Here is a 21004-nt window from a genome sequence, read left to right on the forward strand (position 1 = left end):
GGAGGCCGCGGAGCGGGCAGGCACTAGGCTCGGCCGAGCAGACCCTCGTGCCCGGTAACACCAAGGAGATGCTGTGCCGTCCATCGACGTCGTCCACGCCCGCGAGATTCTCGACTCCCGCGGCAACCCCACGGTCGAGGTCGAGGTGGTCCTCGACGACGGCAGCCAGGGCCGTGCCGCCGTCCCGTCCGGCGCCTCCACCGGTGCCTTCGAGGCCATCGAACTGCGTGACGGCGACACGTCGCGCTACGGCGGCAAGGGCGTCGAGAAGGCCGTCCTCGCCGTCATCGAGCAGATCCAGCCCGAGATCGTCGGCATCGAGGCGGACGAGCAGCGCATCGTCGACCAGACGATGATCGACCTCGACGCCACCGCCGACAAGTCCAACCTCGGCGCCAACGCCATGCTGGGCGTCTCGCTGGCCGTCGCGCACGCCGCCGCGGAGGCCGCCGAACTGCCGTTGTTCCGCTACCTCGGCGGGCCGAACGCGCACGTGCTGCCGGTCCCGATGATGAACATCCTCAACGGCGGTGCCCACGCGGACACCAACGTCGACATCCAGGAGTTCATGATCGCGCCGATCGGCGCGGAGACCTTCGCCGACGCGGTGCGCTGGGGCACCGAGGTCTACCACGCGCTCAAGTCCGTCCTGAAGTCGCGCGGTCTGGCCACCGGCGTCGGCGACGAGGGCGGCTTCGCCCCCGACCTGCCGAGCAACCGCGACGCGCTGGACCTGATCGTCGAGGCGATCGGCAAAGCCGGGTTCGAGCCGGGCCGCGACGTCGCGCTCGCGCTGGACGTCGCCGCCACCGAGTTCTACAAGGACGGCGCGTACACCTTCGAGGGCAACGCGAAGTCGGCGGCCGACATGGCGGCGTACTACGCGGAGCTGGTCGCGGCGTACCCGCTCGTGTCGATCGAGGACCCGATGAGCGAGGAGGACTGGGAGGGCTGGAAGCAGCTCACCGACACCCTCGGCGGCAAGGTCCAGCTCGTCGGCGACGACCTGTTCGTCACCAACCCCGAGCGGCTGCAGCGCGGCATCGACACCGCCACGGCCAACGCGCTGCTGGTGAAGGTCAACCAGATCGGCACGCTCACCGAGACCCTCGACGCCGTGTCGCTCGCCCACCGCAACGGTTACCGGTGCATGATGAGTCACCGTTCGGGCGAGACCGAGGACACCACGATCGCCGACCTGGCCGTCGCCACCGACTGCGGTCAGATCAAGACCGGTGCCCCGGCCCGCTCCGAGCGCGTGGCCAAGTACAACCAACTGCTGCGCATCGAGGAGATCCTCGACGAGGCGGCGGTCTACGCCGGCCGCAGCGCGTTCCCGCGGTTCTCGGCCGAGGCCTGACGCATCGTCGGACCGGCCGCGCGGGTGACCGTGCGGCCGGCCCGACGGCAGGGAGGGCGCGTGTCCGACGCGGACGCACGCAAGGGGACCGAACCGGGCAAGGCGGGCAGGGGAGCGGTGGCCGGCGGTACGGGCGGGCGGAACGCCTCGGGCAGCGGCTCGGGCGGCGCCGCCCGGCGTACGGGCGGCGGGGCGGCCAGGCCGTCCAGGACCGCCAGACCGTCCTCGTCCGCCAGGCCCGCACGGCCGACCCGGCCCGCGAAGGCCGCCGCGCCGGCCCGCAAGGCCACCGCGAACCGGCAGGCCGCGCCCGGCAGTCCCGCGCCGAAGCCGGCCAAGCGCCGCCGCATCGTCATCACGTGGGGCGGCACCAAGGGACGGCCCAACCGGCTCACCGGCCGCGCGGGGGTGCTCGCCCTGGTCGTGTGCGTCCTGGCCATCGCCCTCGTGGTGCCCGTCCGGCAGTACATCAGCCAGCAGCGCGAACGCGAGGACCTGCGCGAGCAGACGCGCGACCACCGCGAGGAGGTCGAGCGCCTGCGCGAGGAACTCGAGCGGTGGAAGGACCCCGCGTACGTCCGCCAGCAGGCGCGCATGCAACTCCACTACGTCAACCCGGGCGACGTCGCCTATTCGGTCGTGCCGCCGCCCGCGCCGACCACCTCGCCGGACGACGCGGCCAAGCCGAAGGGCGACTGGCCGGACAGCCTGTGGACGACCGTGCGCGAGGCCGACGCCAAGCCCACGCCGTCGACGGCTCCCCAGGCACCGCCTCCCCCGCCCGACGAGACCATCACCGACCCGCGGAGCGGCGGCCGCTGACCACCCGCACCAGCACCCGCCGCGGCCCGCGCCGAGACCGTGTGCCCGGCTCGGGTCGGGCTGCCCGTCGACCCACGCGGTACATCGTCCGCCCTCGGACCCGTCCGCCCGCCCCGCCCCCGTTCGCCCGCCGCGCCGCCACCGCGCCCGGACCACCCCACCGAATCGGAAATACTGACCGGCATGGATCAGCAGGACGTCGCCTCCGTCACCGCCCAGCTCGGCCGCACACCGCGCGGCCTGCGCGGGGTCGCCCACCGTTGCCCGTGCGCGCTGCCCGACGTGGTCGAGACCGCGCCGCGCCTGGAGGACGGCAGCCCCTTCCCGACGATGTACTACCTGACCTGCCCGCGGGCCGCGTCGGCGATCGGGACGCTGGAGTCCGACGGGCTGATGCGCGAGATGAACGAGCGCCTCGCCGCGGACGCCGACCTGGCGGCCCGCTACCGCGCCGCGCACGAGGACTACATCCGGCGGCGCGACGCGATCGAGGTGCTGGCGGGCTTCCCGTCCGCGGGCGGTATGCCCGACCGGGTGAAGTGCCTGCACGTCCTGGTCGCGCACTCGCTCGCCGCCGGACCGGGCGTGAACCCGCTGGGCGACGAGGCGCTTGCGGCGCTCCCGGAGTGGTGGAAGAAGGGTCCGTGCGTGGCCCCCGACGGCAGCGCCGCCGATGCCGATGCCGATTCCGCCTCCGCCGACCCCACCGCCACCGCCACACACTCCGACTCCGACGCGAACTCCGCCCCTGCCGCCCGGAACGGCGGCACCGGCACCGAAACCCGAGGGGACTCGTGACGACCGAACGCGTGGCCGCGATCGACTGCGGCACCAACTCGATCCGCCTCCTGGTCGCCGACCTGGACCCGGACACCGGAAGCCTGAGCGACCTCGACCGCCGGATGCGCATCGTGCGGCTGGGGCAGGGCGTCGACACGACGGGCCGGCTGGCCCCCGAGGCGCTGGAGCGCACGTTCGCCGCCTGCCGCGACTACCGCGACGCCATCGACGCGCTGGGCGCCAAGCGGCTGCGCTTCGTGGCGACCAGCGCGAGCCGGGACGCCGAGAACCGCGAGGACTTCCGCACCGGCGTGCGCGAGATCCTGGGTGTCGAGCCCGAGGTCGTCACGGGCGACGAAGAGGCCGCGCTGTCCTTCACCGGAGCCACCCGCGAACTCGCCGGCGCCTCGCCGGACGATCCGGGGTCCGCCGCGTCCGGCTTCGAACGCCCGTTCCTGGTCCTGGACATCGGCGGCGGCTCGACCGAGTTCGTGCTCGGCGGCGACCGGGTCGAGGCGGCCCGGTCGGTGAACATCGGCTGCGTCCGCATGACCGAGCGCCACCTGCGCTCCGACCCGCCCACCCCCGCGGAGATCGCCGCCGCCAAGGCCGACATCGAGGCCGCGATCGACCTGGCCGCCGAGTCGGTTCCGCTGGACCGTGCCAAGACCGTGGTGGGCCTGGCGGGTTCGGTCGCCACCGTGGCCGGCATCGCGCTCGACCTGCCGGAGTACGACCCGCGGCGCATCCACCACTCGCGCATCGCGGTGGACCGGGTCCGCGAGATCACCGAGAGCCTGCTCACCGGCACCCACGACCAGCGCGCCGCGATCCCGGTCATGCACCCGGGCCGCGTCGACGTGATCGGGGCGGGGGCGTTGGTCCTGCTGACCATCATGGAACGCGTCGGGGCCCGCGAGGTTGTGGTGTCGGAACACGACATTCTGGATGGAATCGCCTGGTCCGTGCTGGGCTGAACAGGCGGTCGTCCCACGCCTCGGGATATTTGGCGACTTTGTTTGTGAAACTCTTCACATGGGTGGCGCCGATTCTTTTCGTCACCTTGGGGCTAAGTGGGGGCGTTCGCGGGCCGGCCCGTGCGGCGAGCGGGTTTGGTTGACCCTGTCGTGGGCTCGTTCCCAAGATCATGACGGGGATCACACGGCCTGCGGGAGATCCCGGCCCGCGTGGATCGTTGCAGGTCACCGCCCTGTTCCGGGGGCCCGGTTGGGATACCAAGGCGTTCGGGGTCGACGGCCCGGACAACCGCAGGCGGGCGCCCCGGAAAACAAAACCGCGCAGGGTATCACGGGGATGCGGGCAGGCATCCAGCGGGCTCCCGACCGGACCCCCTCCAGCTCCGGGATACTTCCGTACATGAGCAGCAACAAGGACCGTCGCCACCGCATCCTCGTCGTCGGCGGCGGGTACGTCGGCCTGTACGCCGCACAGCGCATCCTCAAGAAGGCCAAGTACGGAGAGGTCTCCGTCACGGTCGTGGACCCGCGGTCGTACATGACGTACCAGCCCTTCCTGCCCGAGGCGGCCGCGGGAAGCCTCTCGCCGCGCCACGTCGTCGTCCCGCTGCGTCGCGCCCTTCCCAAGGCCGACGTCGTCACCGGCCGGGTCACGGTCATCGACCAGGACCGCAAGGTCGCCCGCATCGTCCCGCTCGTCGGCGAGGCGTACGACCACGAGTTCGACTACCTGGTCGTCGCCCTCGGCTCCATATCCCGCACGTTCCCGATCCCCGGTCTCGCGGAGAACGGCATCGGCTTCAAGACCATCGAAGAAGCCATCGCCCTCCGCAACCACGTGCTCGGCCAGCTCGACGTCGCCGACTCCACCACCGACCCGGAGATCCGCCGCAAGGCGCTGACCTTTGCGTTCGTCGGCGGCGGCTTCGCGGGCATCGAGGCCCTCGCGGAGATCGAGGACATGGCCCGCGACGCGGTGAAGTACTACAAGAACATCAGCCGCGACGACATGCGCTTCATCATGGTCGAGGCGATGCACCGCATCCTCCCCGAGGTCGGCGACGAACTCGGCAAGTGGACCTTGAAGAAGCTCAAGGAGCGCGGCATCGAGTTCTACCTCGAGACGTCGCTCCAGTCCTGCGTCGACAAGCACTGCGTGCTGTCGGACGGCACCGAGTTCGACGCGTCCACCATCGTGTGGACCGCGGGCGTCAAGCCCAACCCGGCGCTCGCCGACTTCGGCCTGCCGCTCGGCCCGCGCGGCCACGTCGACACCCGCCCGACGCTCCAGGTCACCGGCATGGACCACGTGTTCGCGGCCGGCGACAACGCGCAGGTGCCCGACCTCGCCGCCGGCGAGGGCGCCTGGTGCCCGCCGAACGCCCAGCACGCGGTACGCCAGGCCAAGCAGCTCGGCGACAACGTCATCAGCGTGATGCGCGACTTCCCCCCGGGGGAGTACAAGCACAAGAACCTCGGCGCGGTCGCCGGCCTCGGCCTGCACAAGGGCGTCGCGATCATGTTCGGCAAGTTCAAGCTCAAGGGCCTGCCGGCGTGGCTGTTCCACCGCACGTACCACATGTACGCGATGCCGACCTTCAACCGGAAGACGCGCATCGTCGCGGACTGGACGCTCGCGATGTTCTTCCGCCGCGAGATCGTCTCGCTCGGCTCCATGGAGCACCCGCGCGACGAGTTCGCGGAGGCGGCGCTGCCGCCCGCCCCGGCCCCCGAGGCCGCGGCGAGCAAGAGCGCCTGACCGCACGGCGGCCGCCGGCACGACGCGCGGACCGCACCTGATCGACCGTCAGGGCCCGTACCCCGGGAAGGGGTACGGGCCCTGACGCGTTGCCCGGGTACGACCCGGTTCCGCACCCACCGGTTGCGCGAAACCGGTTGCGTACGCCCGGCAAACGGACTAAATGGAGCGTCATTCACGCCGCTGCCGGGAAACGTAGGAAAGTCGACATGCAGCGGGAGTGAGGCGAGCGCAGTGAGCACGAGTACGACGAGCACCGGCAAGCCGAGCAGAGGTCCGGGCGGCGGTTCCGCACCGCGTCTGCGCACCGCGCCCGGCACCGCCGGAGCCGCGGCCGAACCGGGCAGCGCCCCGGACGCCGGGCGCTGGCCCGGCCTCGCCGAGGTCCCGGACGTGCCCGCGCGCGCCCTGGTGGCCAAACGCATCTTCCTGGCCGCCGTGCGCGGTCTGCGGGTTCGCGTCCACCTGCCCGGCGGGCGCGTGGTCGGCGGCGGCGGCTTCGGCGACCCGGTGATGCGCATCGTGCGGCCCGACGAGTTCTACCGCCGCATCGGCGCCGACGGCCTGATCGGGTTCGGCGAGGCGTGGATGACCGGCGCGTGGGACGCCGACGACCCGACGGGCGTGCTCACCGTGTTCGCGCGCCGCCTCGACCGCCTCGTCCCCAAGCCGCTGCAGAGGCTGCGCCGCTGGGCCGTCGCCGTGCGCCCGGTCGACGAGGAGAACACCCCCTCTGGAGCCCGCGGCAACATCAGCCGCCACTACGACCTCTCCAACGACCTGTTCGCGCTGTTCCTCGACGAGACGATGACCTACTCCTCGGCGCTCTTCGAGCCGGGCGACGAACTGGCCGACGCGCAGCGGCGGAAGATCGACGCCGTGCTCGACGCCGCGGCTGTCGGCGCGGGCACGCGCGTCCTGGAGATCGGCACCGGCTGGGGAGAACTCGCCCTGCGGGCCGCCGGCCGGGGCGCGGAGGTCGTCACCATCACGCTGTCGGAGGAGCAGCGCACGCTCGCCCGGCGCCGCTTCGAGGAGGCCGGGGTCGCCGACCGGGTCGACGTGCGACTGTGCGACTACCGCGAAGTGTCGGGCACGTACGACGCGGTGGTCAGCGTCGAGATGATCGAGGCCGTCGGCGAGCGCTACTGGCCGGCCTACTTCGCCGCCATCGACCGGGCGCTCGCCCCCGGCGGCCGGGCGTGCGTGCAGTCCATCACCATGGCCGACGACCGCATGCGCGCGGCCCGCGACACCTGGACGTGGATGCACAAGTACGTCTTCCCCGGCGGTCTGATCCCCTCGACCGAGGCGATCGACGACGCGCTCGCCGAGCACACCCGGCTGCGCGTCGTCCAGCGCCGCGACTTCGGGCCGCACTACGCGGAGACGCTGCGCCTGTGGCGCGAGGGCTTCCTGGCGCGCGCGGAGGAAGTCGAGCGCCTCGGATTCGACGCGACGTTCCGACGCATGTGGGAGTTCTACCTCGCCTACTGCGAGGCCGGATTCCGGGCGGGATACCTCGGCGTCTCGCAACTCACGCTCGCGCGGCGTGTCCGGTGAGCGCGGGTCCGACGACCGAGTCGTGCGCGGGTGGTCAACAGGGTGCTTCGATGCCGCTACGCTCGGCATCGCGCCCGGATGGTGGAACGCAGACACGGCGAGCTTAAACCTCGCTGGCCGCACGGCCGTGCCGGTTCGAGTCCGGCTCCGGGCACCGGATGAAATGGCTCTGACCTGGGGAAACGCCACCGACGCCGCCACGTCGGACCAGGCCGGGAGAGTTCGAGTCCGCACGGGAGGGATTCCCCGTGCGACGCCTCAACCCTCCGTACCGCACTCGTCACGCGCGGCAGAGCCCGGGAACGTTCCATAGAACTCCTGATGCCGGTGCCCCGGAGCGGCAATGACGGGTGTCCCTCACCACGCCGCTCCGGCATCGGGCACAATCACGGTCGCCCGCGCGTTCTCCATCCACAGGATGGGGAGATGAGTTCTCCGTCCTGCGGATGGGGTAGAGATCCTGCTCACGGGTAACACCAAGGCTTTACTGAACGATTACCCTTGAGCCAGACCCCGCACAGACGCAGGGGCATGGAGGAGTTGACATGAGGAGCAGCAACCCGGTCCTCTCGCGGCGGGGGGCCTTCGGAGCGCCGCAGGCCGGGCCGCAGCAGGCGCCGCAGTACGGCGCGCCTTACGGGCAGCAGCCGTCCGGCGGCGGCAACCCGTTCGGCGGGAACACCGCCCAGTACGGGCAGCAGCAGGCGCCGTACGGCCAGCAGATGACCCCCGACCAGCTGAACCAGATGTACCGGCAGCAGTCGGCCGGCCCGCTCCAGACGGGCCGCATGACCGTCGACGACGTCGTGGCCAAGACCGCCCTGACGCTGCTGACCGTCGTCGTCTTCGGCGCCGGCGCGTGGGCCCTGCTGCCCGCCGAGAACTACGCGTGGGCCTTCGCGTCCATGCTCGCGGCGTTCGGCCTCGGCATGTTCATCACGTTCCGGCGCACCATCCACCCGGCGCTGGTCATCGGGTACGCCGCACTGGAGGGCATCTTCCTCGGTGCCGCGAGCCACGCGTTCGAGAACGCGTACAGCGGCATCGTGGTGCAGGCGGTGCTCGGCACCGCGGCGATCTTCGTCGCGATGCTGTGGGCCTACAAGTCGGGCCGCATCCGGGTCACCGCGCGGTACGCCCGCATCGGTATCGCGATCGCCATCGCGTTCGTGCTGCTGATGATCGTGAACCTGATCTTCGTCGCCTTCGCCGGCGGCGACGGCGTGCGCGGCGGCGCGATGGGCATCGTGTTCGGTGTGATCGGCATCGCCCTCGGTGCGTTCTTCCTGTCGCTGGACTTCCACGAGGTCGAGCAGCTGGTGGCGGCGGGCGCCCCGGAGCGCGAGGCGTGGCGGGCCGCGTTCGGCCTGACCCTGTCGCTCGTCTGGATCTACCTGGAGCTGCTGCGCCTGCTCGCGATCTTCCGCGACTAGCGCGCCGGTTGCCGCCGGTTGCCGCGTGCGGCGTACCGGCTCAGAGCCGAGTCGCCGGCGCCCCGTCACCGGCAGAGTGGCAGGCGCGGTGAACAGCAGTAACAGCAGTAGGTGACAGCACAGTGGCGGTGGCCCTTCACAGGGTCACCGCCACAGCTGTTCTACGCACTTCTCCACGAAGGTCTCGGTGGTCGAGATTCCTGAGGGGCTGTGTCCCGGGTCAGCGCATGCCGCGCGACATGCGGCGCCGGTCGTGTTCACGCATGATCGCGGTGGCGTGGCCGTGCGCGATGCTGTGTTCGTCCTGGAGCCAGTGGACCCGGTCCTCGAAGCGGGAGAAACAGGGGCCCTCGTCGATCTCCTTGAACCATTCGGGGAGTTCGCGGCCGGTGACGGAGGGAACCCGGGCGAGAAGGTTCCTGTGCGTCTCTTCGGAGAAGTGCGGCAAGGACATAAGCGCCTCCGGTGAGCGTTCCGTGACCCGAGCGTGCATGACGGGCGAACGGTTGGCAACTGGTCGAAGCGCATCAGTCGGTGCGATCGCCGAACGGTACGCTCCGGATATGTCCACCCTCCCCGCTGAAACGCCCCGGCAACCGTCCGGAGACGGGTCCGGTTCGGCGCCCTCCGAAGTGGCGGTGCTGGCCCGGGAGGTGCGCAGACTGGCCGAGCGCTTCCGGCATCTCTCCGAGTCCCGGCTGCGTGCGCCCGTCTCGCCTGACGACCCATCAGATTCGGGTCGTTCGCGCGCTCAGGCGGGCCTCGCGCTGGCCCGCAGGCTGGCCGCTCTCGGCGACGCCCCGGACGGCCGCGAGGTCCCGGACCTCGGGGTGTTCGCGGTCGGCGACCAGATCGCGGTGACGGGGCTCGACCTCGCGGCGCATCTCGGTGCGCGCGTGCGAGCGGCGGCCGGGTCGGACGACCGGGCCGCCGCCGCGGTGTGTGCGGAGGTGTCGGAGACTGCGCTGCGCGAGGTGCGCGCGCTGGCCGCGCTCGTGTGAGCCGCCGCCGACGCGTGCGTCAGGCCGCGGGGCGGGCGTAGACGCGGTCGGCGAGGAAGAACGCCGTCGACTCGTGCACCTGGAAGGTCAGCGAGCGGCCGCCGCCGACCTCCGAGGTGCCGAGCAGGCGTACCTCCTGGCCCTCGGCGAGTGCGGCGCCGACGAGTTCGGCCACCTCGCGGTCGGACGGCATGACGACGATCGAACTGCCGTCGGCGAAGTCGAAGACGTCCAGTCCGCCCGCGGTGCCGGAGCGCAGTCCCGTGACGGCGGTGCCGCGGGCGGCGACGCCGAGCAGGTGCGCGCCGGTCAGATGGGCCGGGAGCATCGGGGGCAGGGCCTGCGACGGGTGATGGGTGGTGAACCGCAGCGGCGGCAGGTCGGCGGCTCCGGCACCGGCCTCGGCGCCGCCGTCGGCCTCGGGTGCGGCGGGCGGCGGAGTGAGGGCCGCCATCGCGGGATCCTGGCGCGGTATGCGGGGCGTCGGGACCTCGGAAGGAGCCGCGGCGGCGCCCTCCGGGACGTCCTCGAAGGCGGGCTCGGGCGCGGCCCCGTACCCCGGGTCGCCGGCATTTTTCGGCCTCGGTCCCGGACCCGGCCTCGGACCCGGCCTCGAACAGGGCCGCCATGAACTCCGCGTCCCAGAGCTCGTTCGTCCGGCGCTCGGCCCGGGAGCGCAGCGCGTGCTTTGCCGCGAACGCGACTCCGGCGGCGCAGGCGGCGGCGATGAGGGCGGGGACAACGTACGACGACATGGCGAACCTGGACCCTTCGCAAGCGTGGGTGGGGGACTCCTCCAGGGGTTGTGCAGGTCTCCGGGGGAGTACGTCCAGGTTCGCCCGCGGCAGGGGGTCGGCGGCAGGGTGCGACGTCCTGACCTGCGGGGACCTTTGGCGTCAGCCGAACGGGTGACGGGGTGGCCGGGGTGCGGAAACCGCGGCGCCCACCTGAGAACGTGCAGGTCAGGTGGGCGCCGCGGGGATGCGTGAGATGTCCGTCTCAGGACTTTCGGCCGGAGCGGGAGCGCGAGCCCCGAGTCCGGAGTCCCAAGTGGGGCCGGAGCAGGGTCAGCTCAGGCGCTCCAGCACCATCGCCATGCCCATGCCGCCGCCGACGCACATGGTCTCCAGGCCGAACTGCTTGTCGTGCCACTGGAGCGAGTTGATCAGCGTGCTGGTGATGCGCGCGCCGGTCATGCCGAACGGGTGGCCGATCGCGATCGCGCCGCCGTTGACGTTGACCTTGTCCACCTCGAAGCCCAGGTCGCGGTAGGACGGGATGACCTGCGCCGCGAACGCCTCGTTGATCTCGACCAGGTCGATGTCCGCGGTGGTCAGGCCGGCGCGCTTGAGGGCGAGGCGCGAGGCCTCGACCGGGCCGTACCCCATGATCTCCGGCGAGAGGCCGGTGACCGCGGTGGACACGATGCGGGCCAGCGGGGTCAGGCCCAGCTCGCGCGCCTTGGTGTCGGACATGACCACGACCGCGGCGGCGCCGTCGTTGAGGGGGCACGCGTTGCCGGCCGTGACCGTGCCGTCGGGGCGGAAGACCGGCTTGAGCTGCGAGACGCCTTCGAGCGTGGTGCCCGCACGCGGGCCGTCGTCCTTGGTGACCACGGTGCCGTCGGCCAGCGTGACCGGCGTGATGTCCTTGGCCCAGAAGCCGTCCGCGATGGCCTTCTCGGTCAGGTTCTGCGAGCGGACCGCGAACTCGTCCTGGTCCTCGCGCGTGACGCCCTTGGCCTGTGCCAGGTTCTCGGCGGTGAAGCCCATGCCGATGTAGACGTCCGGCAGCAGCCCCGACTCACGCGGGTCGACCCACGTGTCGCCGTTCTCGACCGCGGCGGCGGTACGCGCGGCGGCGTCCGCGAACAGCGGGTTCTTGGTGTCCGGGATCGAGTCGCTGGAGCCCTTGGTACGGGTCGAGCTGACCATCTCCACACCCGCCGAGATGAACACGTCGCCCTCGCCGGCCTTGATGGCGTGCAGCGCCATGCGGGTCGTCTGGAGCGACGACGAGCAGTAGCGGGTGATCGTGGTGCCGGGCAGGTGGTCGAAGCCGAGCATCACGGCCACGTTGCGGCCCATGTTGAAGCCCTGCTCGCCGCCGGGGAGGCCACAGCCGAGCATCAGGTCGTCGATGTCCCGCGGGTCCAGCGAGGGGACCTTGTCGAGCGCGGCCTTGACCATCAGCGCGGTCAGGTCGTCGGGACGCACGTCCTTGAGCGAGCCCTTGAAGGCGCGGCCGATCGGCGAACGCGCGGTGGCGACAATGACTGCTTCGGGCATGGGACTACTCCTTGGCCGTCTCGGTACGAGGACAGGGGTGGTCTCTCGTCTGGAGCTGAAGCTACTTCCTGGTAGTCGAGGTGGCGAGGGGGTCGGCGCGCATTCGCCGTGCGATCTGCCCCACGTCCGACCTGACGGCCAGTCAGATCAGGCTACTCGACGGCGCGTCGGTACCCTCCGCCGCGTCCCGGCCGCCCGGTCCGGTGCCGGTCGCGCCCTTGCGCTCCTTGCCGTCGCCCGCCTGCCCCTCGGCCTGCCCTTCCGTCTTCCCGGCCGCCTGCCCGTCGGCCTGGCCCTCGATCTGCCCCTCGGCCTGCCCGTCGGCCTGCTCGTCGGACTGTGTGGGCGCCGGGATGCGCCGGCGGCGGCGGTGCCGCAGCAGGGCCCAGCGGCCGCGGGGGCCGCGCTCGTTCCCGGCGACCTGGGTGCCGGCGACCTCGGTGCCGCCCTCCTCGACGGCCTCCACCGCCGCGACCGCGATCGGCAGCACGCCCTCGCCGCGGAAGCTGTCCGGACGCTCCTCGTCCAGCGGCCACAGGTCGAGCGCCGCGCACACGGACGGCAGGATCGCCATCGCCGCGGTCGAGTAGCCCTCCGCGGACGGGTGGAACCGGTCCGGGCCGAACAGGTCGCCGGGCCGCGCGGCGAACTCCGGGCCCAGCAGCGCCCCGATGGACACCGTGCGCCCGCCCGCCTCGACCACCGCGATGGTCTGCGCGGCGGCCAGGCTGCGGCTCCACTGCCGGGCCAGGTAGCGCAGCGGCTGCGCGATCGGCTCGATGGTGCCCAGGTCGGGGCAGGTGCCGACGACGACCTCGGTGCCGGCCGCGAGCAGGCGGCGCGTGGCCTGCTCCAGGCGGCGTACCGAGTCGGCGGGGCGTACCTGGTGGGTCACGTCGTTGGCGCCCACCATGATCATCGCGACCTCGGGCTCGGCCTCCAGCGCCAGCGTGACCTGGCGTTCCAGGTCCGACGACTGCGCACCGGACTTCGCCACGTTGACCAGCTGTACGGGCCGCTCCGCGACCGCCGCGAGCCCGCACGCCAGCAGCGCGCCGGGGGTGTGCAGCGGGTTGTCGACGCCGAGCCCGGCCGCCGAGGAGTCGCCGAGCACCGCGAGGCGGATCGGCGGGCCGTCGAACTCCGGGAACTCGCCGTACACGCCGTCCGCGGTGGGCGGTTGGCCGACCGGTACGCCGACGGTACGCCGGGCGATCTTGGCCTCGGTATACAGCACCGCGACCATCGCACCGGTCAGGATGCCGACGCCGCCGCCGCCGAACGCGGCGGCCGCGGCGATCCGGCGCGCGGTCCTGGTCCGGATCATCGCGGCGGTCCGGAAGTGGTCGGGGTGTTCATCGGCCGGACTCCTCCCGTCGCGCGCTTCGGCAAGCCGTGCGACGACCCTAACCGACGGTCACGACGCGCCATTCCCCGCAAGGCCGGTGGAGAGAGCCACCCGGGGTATCACCCGGGATATTTCGTCCTAAGGTGTCCGTTGACCGGTCACCCCGGTCACCCTGGCGGACCAGGGAAGGACGTGAAGAGGAGCCCTGTGCGCTACGTCGACTCGATGCTCGACCTGATCGGCAACACCCCCCTGGTCAGGCTCAACAGCGTCACGCAAGGACTGCAGGCGACCGTGCTGGCCAAGGTCGAGTACCTCAACCCCGGCGGCTCGGTGAAGGACCGCATCGCGGTGCGCATGATCGACGCCGCCGAGGCGTCGGGGCAGCTCCAGCCGGGCGGCGTGATCGTCGAGCCGACGTCCGGGAACACCGGCGTGGGCCTCGCGATGGTCGCCCAGCAGCGCGGCTACCGCTGCATCTTCGTGTGCCCCGACAAGGTGAGCACCGACAAGATCAACGTGCTACGGGCGTACGGCGCCGACGTGGTGGTCTGCCCGACCGCCGTCGACCCGGCGCACCCGGACTCGTACTACAACGTGTCCGACCGCCTGGTGCGCGAGACGCCGGGGGCATGGAAGCCGGACCAGTACTCCAACCCGCACAACCCGGAGTCGCACTACGTCGCCACCGGCCCGGAGATCTGGGAGCAGACGGAAGGGCGCGTCACCGCGTTCGTCGCGGGCGTGGGCACCGGCGGGACCATCAGCGGCACCGGGCGCTTCCTCAAGGAGGTCTCCGGCGGCGCGGTGCGCGTGATCGGGGCGGACCCGGAGGGGTCGGTGTACTCGGGCGGCAGCGGTCGGCCGTACCTCGTGGAGGGCGTCGGCGAGGACTTCTGGCCGACGGCGTACGACCGCACCGTCGCGGACGAGATCATCGCGGTGTCGGACCGCGACTCGTTCCTGATGACCCGTCGGCTCGCGCGCGAGGAAGGCCTGTTGGTCGGCGGCTCGTGCGGCATGGCGGTGGTCGCGGCGCTGCGCGCGGCGGAGGGCCTCGGCCCGGACGACGTCGTGGTGGTCCTGCTGCCCGACTCCGGGCGCGGCTACCTGTCGAAGATCTTCAACGACGAGTGGATGGCCGACCACGGCTTCCTGGAGGCGGCACCGGGCGAGGCCAAGGTCGCCGACGTCCTGTCGCGCAAGCAGGGCGACCTGCCGGCCCTCGTGCACGTGCACCCGGACGAGAGCGTCGGCGAGGCGATCGGCATCCTGCGGGAGTTCGGCGTGAGCCAGATGCCGGTGGTGAAGCCGGGCGCGGGGCACCCGGACGTGATGGCCGCCGAGGTGGTCGGCAAGATCGCCGAGCGCGACCTGCTCGACGCGCTGGTCGCCGGCCGCGCGGGGTCGGACGACCCGCTGGAGAAGCACATGTCGTCGCCGATGCCGGTGGTGGGTTCCGGCGAGTCGGTCTCCCGGCTCGCCGCCGTACTCGAATCGGCGGATGCCGCCCTCGTGCTCGTCGACGGCAAGCCGCAGGGCGTCGTCACGCGCCAGGACCTGCTGGGACACCTCGCCGGGACGTGACGCGAGGGGTACGCGGGGGTGGTGCGCTGCGCCGCCCCCGCGTCCGCTTGCATTCCTGTTCTCGTCACCTCCGTGTTCTCGTCACCTCCGTGTCCTCGATGCCCGCTCGCGCCGAGATGCGGTTCTTACACGATGGGCCATGTCCGAATCGTCTGGTCATGTCCGCGTAGCCGTCCCGTAACACGGCCAGGTGAGGGTTGCTCACGTGCCCACCCACGCACGGAGGTGATCAACCATGGCGCTGTGGCGAGTTCGCGCACAGGTCGACGACGATCCGGGACGCCTGGCCCGGCTGACGGCAGTACTCGCCGCCCAGGACGCCAATGTGCTGGCCCTCAACGTCCAGGCCTGCGAAGGCGGTCCGGTCGACGAGTTCTTCGTGCACACCCCCGCCCGGGTCAAGGACTGCGACCTGCGCGACGGCCTGGTCGCCGCCGGCGGGCGCGGCGTGGTCGTGGTGCCCGCCGACGCGCACGAGCTGGTCGACGGCCCCACCAAGGCCCTCGTGTTGGCCGCGCACCTGCGCGACCACCCCGACGCGCTGCCGCAGTCCCTCGCCGAACTGCTCGGCGCCACCGACGCCGTGTGGATCGACCCGGACGCGTCCCTCGGCGGTGTCTACACCGGCGACCCCGAGGTGCTGTACGTCCCGGTGCCGGACGGGCGGGCGGTCCGGGTCACGCGTACCGGCATGCCCTTCACGATGACCGAGGCGGCCCGTGCCGCCGCGCTCGCGCGCATCCCGTCCGAGGCGCCCATGCCGCCGTCCGCGTCGACGGGGACGTGGCTGCTGCTCACCGACGGCACGGAGGTCCTGGTGCGCCCGGGTCGGGCCGACGACGTGGCGGGCGTACAGCTGATGCACGACCGCTGCTCGCCGGAGAGCCGTCGGCTGCGCTACTTCACCTCGATCCCGAACCTCCCGCGCAACGCACTGGAGCGGCTGCTCGTGCCGCGTGCCGGCGTCACGCTGGTCGCGGTACGCCCCGACGGCGGCATCGCCGCGGTCGGCTCGCTCCTGCACACCCGCGAACCCGGCAGCGGCGAGATCGCCCTGCTCGTCGAGGACGCCTGGCAGGGCCGCGGACTCGGCACCGCCCTGCTGCGGCGCCTTGGTTCGCTCGCGCAGTCCCGCGGCATGGCCGAGATCCGCGCCCACGTGCTGCCGGGGAACCGCCGCATGCTCGGGGTGTTCGACCGGGCGGGGCTCGCCGGGCAGCGCACCTTCGAGGAGGGGGTCGTGCTGCTCAGCATGCCGGTGGTGCCGAGCGCGCTGCCGGGGCGCTGCGCCTGACTTGGTGCCGCGGGTGCCGCGGGTGCCGCGGTGCCGCCCCGCGCCTGCGCGCTCGGCCGGTGCTCCCGCTGGTGCTTCGGCCGGCGCGATCCGGCGGCGCGGGGCCGTGCGGGCCCGCGCCGGAAAGCGGACGGCGCGTCACCCGGAAGGTCCCGCGCTTCGCGCCACTAGGCTCCTGCCATGGACACCGCACCTGTATCCGACAACCCCCAGTTCATCCGGCTGAGCCTGGACATCGTCCTTGAGGTCACCGATGAAGGGGCCCTGCGCGCCGCGGCCTTGGAGGCCGTCAAGGGCGACGAGGACCTGACCGCCGAGGAGCGCTCCGACGCCCTCGCGGCGATCGACGCCGACCTGGCCGAGTCGGTCTCGTACCTGATCGACCCGTTCAGCCTGGTCGCCGATGTGCCCGGCACCGAACTGAGCGAGGCGGGCTGGCAGTCGGAGGGCGCCGAGTACGCCCCCGACGACGAGGACGAGGTCGACGAGGACGAAGCCTGACACGTCCCGGACGAGTTCCGGACCTTTCCTTTTCCCGCGCATTCACCGTGTTTTCCCCGCGTCTTGCGACCGCGCGGGCGGCCCGTCCCGACCGGGGTGCGGACGCCGTACGACCGGTCGTGCCGCGCCGGGACGAGCCGACGTCCCCCGGGTAACGCTGTCGGCTCCCAACGGGTGAATCCCGCTCGGGGGCGTTGCCCGCTCCCGAGCTCCTTCGTTGTCCCGGATGCCGCGCCGGTTCGCGCGGCACTGTGACATGGAGGATCAATGAACACGGTCAAGAAGGCGGTCTTCGTTTCCGCCGCCGCCGGCGGTCTCCTGGCCGCGGGCATGGGCGCCGCCTACGCCAGCTCGGACGCCGACGGCGCGACCACGGGTTCGCCCGGCGTCGCCTCGGGCAACCAGATCCAGGTTCCCGTGCACGTTCCGGTCAACGTGTGCGGCAACACGGTCAACGTCATCGGTCTGCTGAACCCCGCGTTCGGCAACACCTGCGTGAACTACGGCTGACCTGGCGTCAGGCGCGGCGAAGGCCGCAAACGTGCGGCGGGCGCCGGACGGGACCACCAGTCCCTGTCCGGCGCCCGCCGTCGTCGTGCCGGGGTTGCGCGTCGAACCGTGCGTACCGCGCGCGTCAGGCGTGCGTACGCCGCGCGTCAGGCGTGCGTGCCGCCGTCGATGCGCAGCGTCGTACCGGTGACGAACTTGCCGTCCTCCGAGGCCAGCGCGGCGATCATGCCCGCGATGACGTCCGGGTGCGCCATGCCCTCGCCGATAAGCGGCATGAGCTTGCCGAACAGCTCCCATTCGGCGTCGGCCGGCACCTGGTTGGGGGTGTCGTCGACGATGCCGCTGGAGATGCTGCCGGGTGCGACGCACAGCGCGCGCAGGCCCTGGCGGCTGTACTCGAGCGCGATGGCGTGCGTGAAGGCGTCGATGCCGCCCTTGGACGCGGCGTACGCGGCCATGTAGGGGTGCGCGAACGCCGCCGACGTGGAGCTGAAGTTGACGATGACCGCGCCCTCGCCGGTCTCCAGCAGCGCGGGCAGCGCGGCACGGGTCATCAGGAACGTGCCGGTCAGGTTGATGTTGATGACCTGGTTCCACACGTCCAGTGAGAAGTTGTGGGTGTGGCCCGCGCGCAGGATGCCCGCGGCGTTGACCAGCACGTCCAGGCCGCCGAGGCGCTCCACCGTCTCGCCGACGCCCTCCGCGACCGCCGCCTCGTTCGAGACGTCGAGCACTGCCGTCGACAGCTTCGCGTCGACCCCGGCCTCCTTGGCCATCGCGCGCGTCTTCTCCAGCCCGTCCGCGTTGACGTCGACCGCGTGCACGGTGCCCGCCTCGCGCAGCAGGCGCAGGACGGTCGCCTGGCCGATACCCGACCCGCCGCCCGTGACGATGATGCGCCGATCCTGGAACCTCTCCACTGCTTTCCTCCTCGCATGGGCGGCCGGTGGCCCGCCCGGGGTCGTCTGACCCCATCAGATGCGCAAGACGCCGCCGGTTCAAGTGCTTCGGTCGGCGAATTGAAACACGTTCCAGTGGCGGGTAGGCCCCCGAGCTTCACCCATGCGCGTGATTGATGTGATTTGCAGGGGAATGCCGGGAACGAATCCGGGGAATGTCTGGGACTTGTACGCAGGACCGCGCACCGTCCGCGGACGACAAAGCGCGACCGACCAATCGCGAACGACCAATCGCGCACGATGAAAGAGGTTCCCCATGGCAGAGCGCCCGATCAAGGCGGCCGAGGCCGGAAACGCACCGTCCGGCTCCTCGTCCGGCCACTCGATCCAGGTGTCGGCGCTCGAGTCCGACAAGGGGCGTACCGCGATCGCCGACTCCGTGGTCGCCAAGATCTCCGGCATCGCGGCCCGCGAGATCTCCGGCGTGCACGACCTCGGCAAGGGTGTCTCGCGGGCGTTCGCGTCGGTGCGCCAGCGCGTCCCGGGCGGCAAGCCCAACGTCGCGCAGGGCGTGAGCGTCGAGGTCGGCGAGCGGCAGTGCGCGGTGGACCTGACGATCATCGTCGAATACGGCGTCGCCATCTCGGAGGTCGCGCACGCGGTCCGGGAGAACATCATCGAGGCCGTGGAGCGCATGACCGGCCTTGAGGTCGTCGAGGTCAACCTGTCTGTCGACGACATCTACATCGACATGGGCGACGACGACAGCTCGTCGGGCCGGTCGCTGCAGTAGTCCCGCGGAAACCCGCGCAGCAGCCCGTACACGGGGGATCCCTGGAACGGCCTCTTCTGGCGGGAGGCCGGGGGTACGGCGGTCGCAGAGGGGCGGCCGCCGTACCCCCGTTTCACTTCCCGGGCGGGAACGGCGACGGACCCAGCACCTCGTAGCCGGCCCGGTGCGCGGCCTCGGCGACCGCCGGCAGATTCGCGTCCGACAGCTCGGTGTCCGCCATCTCGGCGGCGAACTCCTCGAATCCGGACGGCTGCGTCAGGTGCAGCGTCACCGCCTCGTCCGACACCACCCGGAACGCGTGCGGCACGCTGTGCGGCAGGAACACGAACGCACCGGTCTCGGCCCGCCAGCGCGCGTCGCCGCACGCGACCTCCAGTTCGCCGGACAGCACGTAGAACGCCTCGTCCTCGATGTGGTGCACATGCCACGGGGTACTGAACGCATGTTCGGCCCGCCGCTCGAACACGGTGACCTCGTCGCCCGTCTCGCGCCCGGTCGCCAGCATCCGCAACGGCTGTCCGAGGAACGTGCGCGAGCCGCCGAGGCCCTCCCCGGCCTTCAGCATGTACCGCCTGTCTCCGCTGGTCATGACGCCTCCTGAACCCCCGGAGGACCTGCGTTGTCCTGCCCTCCCAGTATCCGCGCGTGACCACCCGGACGCCCACAGCAGCACCGTGCCGCGCTCTTGCCCCGCACGCCGCGGCGGAGAGACCCTGGAACCACGCGCGACCGGGTACGCCCGAAGCGCCGCCTCCCACGACGCCGTGCGCGGTCCGCGCCGAAACCAGGTGAACGTCATGCGCGTGCTGCTGACCGGACGTATGGACAACGACGCGGCCAACCAGGCAATTGCCGACGGCACAATGCCGAAACTGCTGCAATCCCTCGTCGAGCAGATCAAGCCCGAAGCGGCCTACTTCACCACCACGAACGGGCAACGCACCTGCTTCTTCGTGTTCGACATGCAGGACTCCTCGCAGATGCCGGCCATCGGCGAACGCCTGTTCGCCAACGGCATGTCGGTCGCGATACGTCCCGTCATGAACCTCGAAGACCTGCAGAAGGGCCTCGCCGCGATAGACCGCTGACCCGCGACCCACCCGGTTGGGCCCGCCCGGCACCGGGCATCAGGACGAGACGTACGCCGATCGGAGCAGCCATGGTCACCATCGCCCTGTTCGCCGCCGCCCTGGCAGCGGCGCTCATCGCCCTGACCATCCTGGTCACCCGCCGCAGCCCGTCCCGCACCACGACCGTGGAAGGCCTCGCCACGGAGCGGGCCCACACCACCACCGCCCGCGCCGTGGGCGGCCTCTGGGGCGTCCACGGCGCCGGCACCGAAGCCACCGCCGGCCTCACCGCCCCCGAGTCCACCAAGTCCTTCCACTGACCCCGCCGCGGAAGGACCCGGCAGAGTTGGCCCTGAACTCGGCAGATTCAGGCCGTGCACGTTGCCGGGACCGGGCATGACGGCCGGCCTGCGCCGCCGCGTACCGTCGCCGAGCGGGGACCGGCGAGGGGGCGATGGTGGCAATCGGCGCGGCACAGGACGGGCTCTTTCTGATGGCCTGGGGGATCGGAGCCACGGCCCTCGGTGTCGTCATCGCGACGGACTTCCGCGGCGCCGCCCGGCGCGTCTACGGGTTGGCCGCGCGAAGTATGTGGTTCGCCGCGCACCGAGACCCGACCCGACGAGCCGTCGCGTTCCTTCGCGCGGGAGCCGGCCTCTTCGCGCTGGTGGGGCCGATCGCCTTGGCGTGGGGCGTGTTCGAGCTGTCCCGAGGACGGCAGGGGCCCGGATTCCCGGAGCGATTCCCCACTCCGGTCATCGTGATGTGGTTTCTGATCGCCGCGGTCGGACTGCTGCAACTGTGGACGAGATCCGGGTGGCTCCGCCGCGCGTGCGCCGAGGGCGGCACCCTTCGGCGCGCCGCCGCGGCGGTACTCACCGCAGCCATGGTCGGCTTTGTGGCCGCGGGTTCCTTCGGCCAACCGGTGACCATGTTGTGCTGCTGGCTGGTCGGCATGTCGGCGGCCCTGACGCTGCTCCTTACCGGCAAGGAGCTACCCGCGAACCCATGAACCTGGC

At 71.8% G+C, this 21004-nt stretch carries 21 protein-coding genes, 1 tRNA gene and 1 pseudogene; 17 read left to right on the top strand and 6 right to left on the bottom strand.

Annotated features, from left to right (window positions below):
• Nucleotides 1-73: 73 nt before the first annotated feature.
• From eno to AB0C36_RS19095, 8 genes and pseudogenes are all read left to right on the top strand, one after another.
• Entirely contained in the window at nucleotides 74-1360 is a 1287-nt protein-coding gene (gene eno / locus AB0C36_RS19060; RefSeq protein WP_358355487.1) for a phosphopyruvate hydratase, read from the top strand.
• Nucleotides 1361-1420: 60 nt separating this feature from the next.
• Nucleotides 1421-2182, top strand: a complete 762-nt coding sequence (locus AB0C36_RS19065; RefSeq protein WP_358355489.1) for an FtsB family cell division protein — start codon at nucleotides 1421-1423, stop codon at nucleotides 2180-2182.
• 183 nt (nucleotides 2183-2365) lie between these two features.
• Nucleotides 2366-2872: pseudogene (locus tag AB0C36_RS19070) on the top strand (DUF501 domain-containing protein); the annotation flags it as partial.
• A gap of 104 nt (nucleotides 2873-2976) precedes the next feature.
• The gene (locus tag AB0C36_RS19075) at nucleotides 2977-3939 is read left to right on the top strand and encodes a Ppx/GppA phosphatase family protein (protein WP_358355491.1); all 963 of its coding nucleotides are present in this window, start codon (nucleotides 2977-2979) and stop codon (nucleotides 3937-3939) included.
• A gap of 400 nt (nucleotides 3940-4339) precedes the next feature.
• A complete protein-coding gene (locus AB0C36_RS19080) occupies nucleotides 4340-5698 on the top strand; it encodes an NAD(P)/FAD-dependent oxidoreductase (RefSeq protein ID WP_358355493.1) in 1359 nt (452 codons plus the stop codon).
• Between the two features lie 300 nt (nucleotides 5699-5998).
• Nucleotides 5999-7261 (top strand): class I SAM-dependent methyltransferase, encoded by a 1263-nt coding sequence (locus AB0C36_RS19085; protein ID WP_358355544.1) that lies wholly within the window; start codon nucleotides 5999-6001, stop codon nucleotides 7259-7261.
• 72 nt (nucleotides 7262-7333) lie between these two features.
• Nucleotides 7334-7415, top strand: a tRNA-Leu gene (locus tag AB0C36_RS19090).
• A gap of 391 nt (nucleotides 7416-7806) precedes the next feature.
• A complete protein-coding gene (locus AB0C36_RS19095) occupies nucleotides 7807-8694 on the top strand; it encodes a Bax inhibitor-1/YccA family membrane protein (RefSeq protein WP_358355495.1) in 888 nt (295 codons plus the stop codon).
• 220 nt (nucleotides 8695-8914) lie between these two features.
• On the opposite strand, the gene AB0C36_RS19100 is transcribed toward AB0C36_RS19095, so the two are convergent.
• Nucleotides 8915-9148, bottom strand: coding sequence for a DUF4287 domain-containing protein (locus tag AB0C36_RS19100; protein WP_358355496.1), 234 nt, complete (start codon nucleotides 9146-9148; stop codon nucleotides 8915-8917).
• Between the two features lie 109 nt (nucleotides 9149-9257).
• Here AB0C36_RS19100 and AB0C36_RS19105 point away from each other — a divergent pair, with 109 nt between their 5' ends.
• On the top strand, nucleotides 9258-9695 hold the full coding sequence (locus AB0C36_RS19105) for a hypothetical protein (protein WP_358355498.1): 438 nt from the start codon (nucleotides 9258-9260) through the stop codon (nucleotides 9693-9695).
• A 19-nt stretch (nucleotides 9696-9714) separates the two neighbouring features.
• On the opposite strand, the gene AB0C36_RS19110 is transcribed toward AB0C36_RS19105, so the two are convergent.
• From AB0C36_RS19110 to AB0C36_RS19120, 3 genes are all read right to left on the bottom strand, one after another.
• Nucleotides 9715-10149: a hypothetical protein gene (locus tag AB0C36_RS19110; protein WP_358355500.1), complete on the bottom strand. Its 435-nt coding sequence runs from the start codon at nucleotides 10147-10149 to the stop codon at nucleotides 9715-9717.
• Between the two features lie 613 nt (nucleotides 10150-10762).
• Nucleotides 10763-11983 carry an acetyl-CoA C-acetyltransferase gene (locus AB0C36_RS19115; RefSeq protein WP_358355502.1) on the bottom strand — a complete coding sequence of 407 codons (1221 nt, stop codon included), beginning with the start codon at nucleotides 11981-11983 and terminating at the stop codon, nucleotides 10763-10765.
• Between the two features lie 142 nt (nucleotides 11984-12125).
• Entirely contained in the window at nucleotides 12126-13310 is a 1185-nt protein-coding gene (locus tag AB0C36_RS19120) for an SGNH/GDSL hydrolase family protein (protein ID WP_358355503.1), read from the bottom strand.
• A 228-nt stretch (nucleotides 13311-13538) separates the two neighbouring features.
• Here AB0C36_RS19120 and AB0C36_RS19125 point away from each other — a divergent pair, with 228 nt between their 5' ends.
• The 4 genes from AB0C36_RS19125 (at nucleotide 13539) to AB0C36_RS19140 (ending at nucleotide 17223) form a co-directional block, all read left to right on the top strand.
• Nucleotides 13539-14918, top strand: a complete 1380-nt coding sequence (locus tag AB0C36_RS19125) for a cystathionine beta-synthase (RefSeq protein WP_358355546.1) — start codon at nucleotides 13539-13541, stop codon at nucleotides 14916-14918.
• A 235-nt stretch (nucleotides 14919-15153) separates the two neighbouring features.
• The gene (locus tag AB0C36_RS19130; protein ID WP_358355505.1) at nucleotides 15154-16212 is read left to right on the top strand and encodes a GNAT family N-acetyltransferase; all 1059 of its coding nucleotides are present in this window, start codon (nucleotides 15154-15156) and stop codon (nucleotides 16210-16212) included.
• A 180-nt stretch (nucleotides 16213-16392) separates the two neighbouring features.
• A complete protein-coding gene (locus tag AB0C36_RS19135) occupies nucleotides 16393-16713 on the top strand; it encodes a hypothetical protein (RefSeq protein WP_358355507.1) in 321 nt (106 codons plus the stop codon).
• Nucleotides 16714-16980: 267 nt separating this feature from the next.
• Nucleotides 16981-17223, top strand: a complete 243-nt coding sequence (locus AB0C36_RS19140) for a chaplin (protein WP_358355509.1) — start codon at nucleotides 16981-16983, stop codon at nucleotides 17221-17223.
• Between the two features lie 146 nt (nucleotides 17224-17369).
• On the opposite strand, the gene AB0C36_RS19145 is transcribed toward AB0C36_RS19140, so the two are convergent.
• Entirely contained in the window at nucleotides 17370-18143 is a 774-nt protein-coding gene (locus AB0C36_RS19145; RefSeq protein WP_358355510.1) for an SDR family NAD(P)-dependent oxidoreductase, read from the bottom strand.
• A gap of 295 nt (nucleotides 18144-18438) precedes the next feature.
• Here AB0C36_RS19145 and AB0C36_RS19150 point away from each other — a divergent pair, with 295 nt between their 5' ends.
• Nucleotides 18439-18915 (top strand): Asp23/Gls24 family envelope stress response protein, encoded by a 477-nt coding sequence (locus AB0C36_RS19150; protein ID WP_358355512.1) that lies wholly within the window; start codon nucleotides 18439-18441, stop codon nucleotides 18913-18915.
• Nucleotides 18916-19027: 112 nt separating this feature from the next.
• Here AB0C36_RS19150 and AB0C36_RS19155 read toward each other — a convergent pair whose 3' ends face one another.
• On the bottom strand, nucleotides 19028-19504 hold the full coding sequence (locus AB0C36_RS19155) for a cupin domain-containing protein (RefSeq protein ID WP_358355514.1): 477 nt from the start codon (nucleotides 19502-19504) through the stop codon (nucleotides 19028-19030).
• A 208-nt stretch (nucleotides 19505-19712) separates the two neighbouring features.
• Between AB0C36_RS19155 and AB0C36_RS19160 the strand changes: the two genes are divergently transcribed.
• The 3 genes from AB0C36_RS19160 to AB0C36_RS19170 all read left to right on the top strand — a co-directional run bounded on the left by AB0C36_RS19160 (nucleotide 19713) and on the right by AB0C36_RS19170 (nucleotide 20997).
• Nucleotides 19713-20003, top strand: a complete 291-nt coding sequence (locus AB0C36_RS19160; protein ID WP_358355515.1) for a hypothetical protein — start codon at nucleotides 19713-19715, stop codon at nucleotides 20001-20003.
• A gap of 71 nt (nucleotides 20004-20074) precedes the next feature.
• Nucleotides 20075-20305: a hypothetical protein gene (locus AB0C36_RS19165; protein ID WP_358355517.1), complete on the top strand. Its 231-nt coding sequence runs from the start codon at nucleotides 20075-20077 to the stop codon at nucleotides 20303-20305.
• Between the two features lie 134 nt (nucleotides 20306-20439).
• A complete protein-coding gene (locus tag AB0C36_RS19170) occupies nucleotides 20440-20997 on the top strand; it encodes a hypothetical protein (RefSeq protein WP_358355518.1) in 558 nt (185 codons plus the stop codon).
• Nucleotides 20998-21004: the final 7 nt, after the last annotated feature.

Origin of the sequence: Streptodolium elevatio (genome assembly GCF_040649515.1) — a bacterium.
GTDB lineage: Bacteria > Actinomycetota > Actinomycetes > Streptomycetales > Streptomycetaceae > Yinghuangia > Yinghuangia elevatio.

Bases quoted from the DNA above. Each gene is read 5' to 3' on its own strand.
- AB0C36_RS19155 (WP_358355514.1), bottom strand. From the start codon at position 19,504: ATGACCAGCGGAGACAGGCGGTACATGCTGAAGGCCGGGGAGGGCCTC.
- AB0C36_RS19095 (WP_358355495.1), top strand. From the start codon at position 7,807: ATGAGGAGCAGCAACCCGGTCCTCTCGCGGCGGGGGGCCTTCGGAGCG.
- AB0C36_RS19160 (WP_358355515.1), top strand. From the start codon at position 19,713: ATGCGCGTGCTGCTGACCGGACGTATGGACAACGACGCGGCCAACCAG.
- AB0C36_RS19080 (WP_358355493.1), top strand. From the start codon at position 4,340: ATGAGCAGCAACAAGGACCGTCGCCACCGCATCCTCGTCGTCGGCGGC.
- AB0C36_RS19110 (WP_358355500.1), bottom strand. From the start codon at position 10,149: ATGGCGGCCCTCACTCCGCCGCCCGCCGCACCCGAGGCCGACGGCGGC.
- AB0C36_RS19140 (WP_358355509.1), top strand. From the start codon at position 16,981: ATGAACACGGTCAAGAAGGCGGTCTTCGTTTCCGCCGCCGCCGGCGGT.
- AB0C36_RS19105 (WP_358355498.1), top strand. From the start codon at position 9,258: ATGTCCACCCTCCCCGCTGAAACGCCCCGGCAACCGTCCGGAGACGGG.
- AB0C36_RS19165 (WP_358355517.1), top strand. From the start codon at position 20,075: ATGGTCACCATCGCCCTGTTCGCCGCCGCCCTGGCAGCGGCGCTCATC.
- AB0C36_RS19120 (WP_358355503.1), bottom strand. From the start codon at position 13,310: ATGATCCGGACCAGGACCGCGCGCCGGATCGCCGCGGCCGCCGCGTTC.
- AB0C36_RS19170 (WP_358355518.1), top strand. From the start codon at position 20,440: ATGGTGGCAATCGGCGCGGCACAGGACGGGCTCTTTCTGATGGCCTGG.
- AB0C36_RS19115 (WP_358355502.1), bottom strand. From the start codon at position 11,983: ATGCCCGAAGCAGTCATTGTCGCCACCGCGCGTTCGCCGATCGGCCGC.
- AB0C36_RS19130 (WP_358355505.1), top strand. From the start codon at position 15,154: ATGGCGCTGTGGCGAGTTCGCGCACAGGTCGACGACGATCCGGGACGC.
- AB0C36_RS19150 (WP_358355512.1), top strand. From the start codon at position 18,439: ATGGCAGAGCGCCCGATCAAGGCGGCCGAGGCCGGAAACGCACCGTCC.
- AB0C36_RS19100 (WP_358355496.1), bottom strand. From the start codon at position 9,148: ATGTCCTTGCCGCACTTCTCCGAAGAGACGCACAGGAACCTTCTCGCC.
- AB0C36_RS19135 (WP_358355507.1), top strand. From the start codon at position 16,393: ATGGACACCGCACCTGTATCCGACAACCCCCAGTTCATCCGGCTGAGC.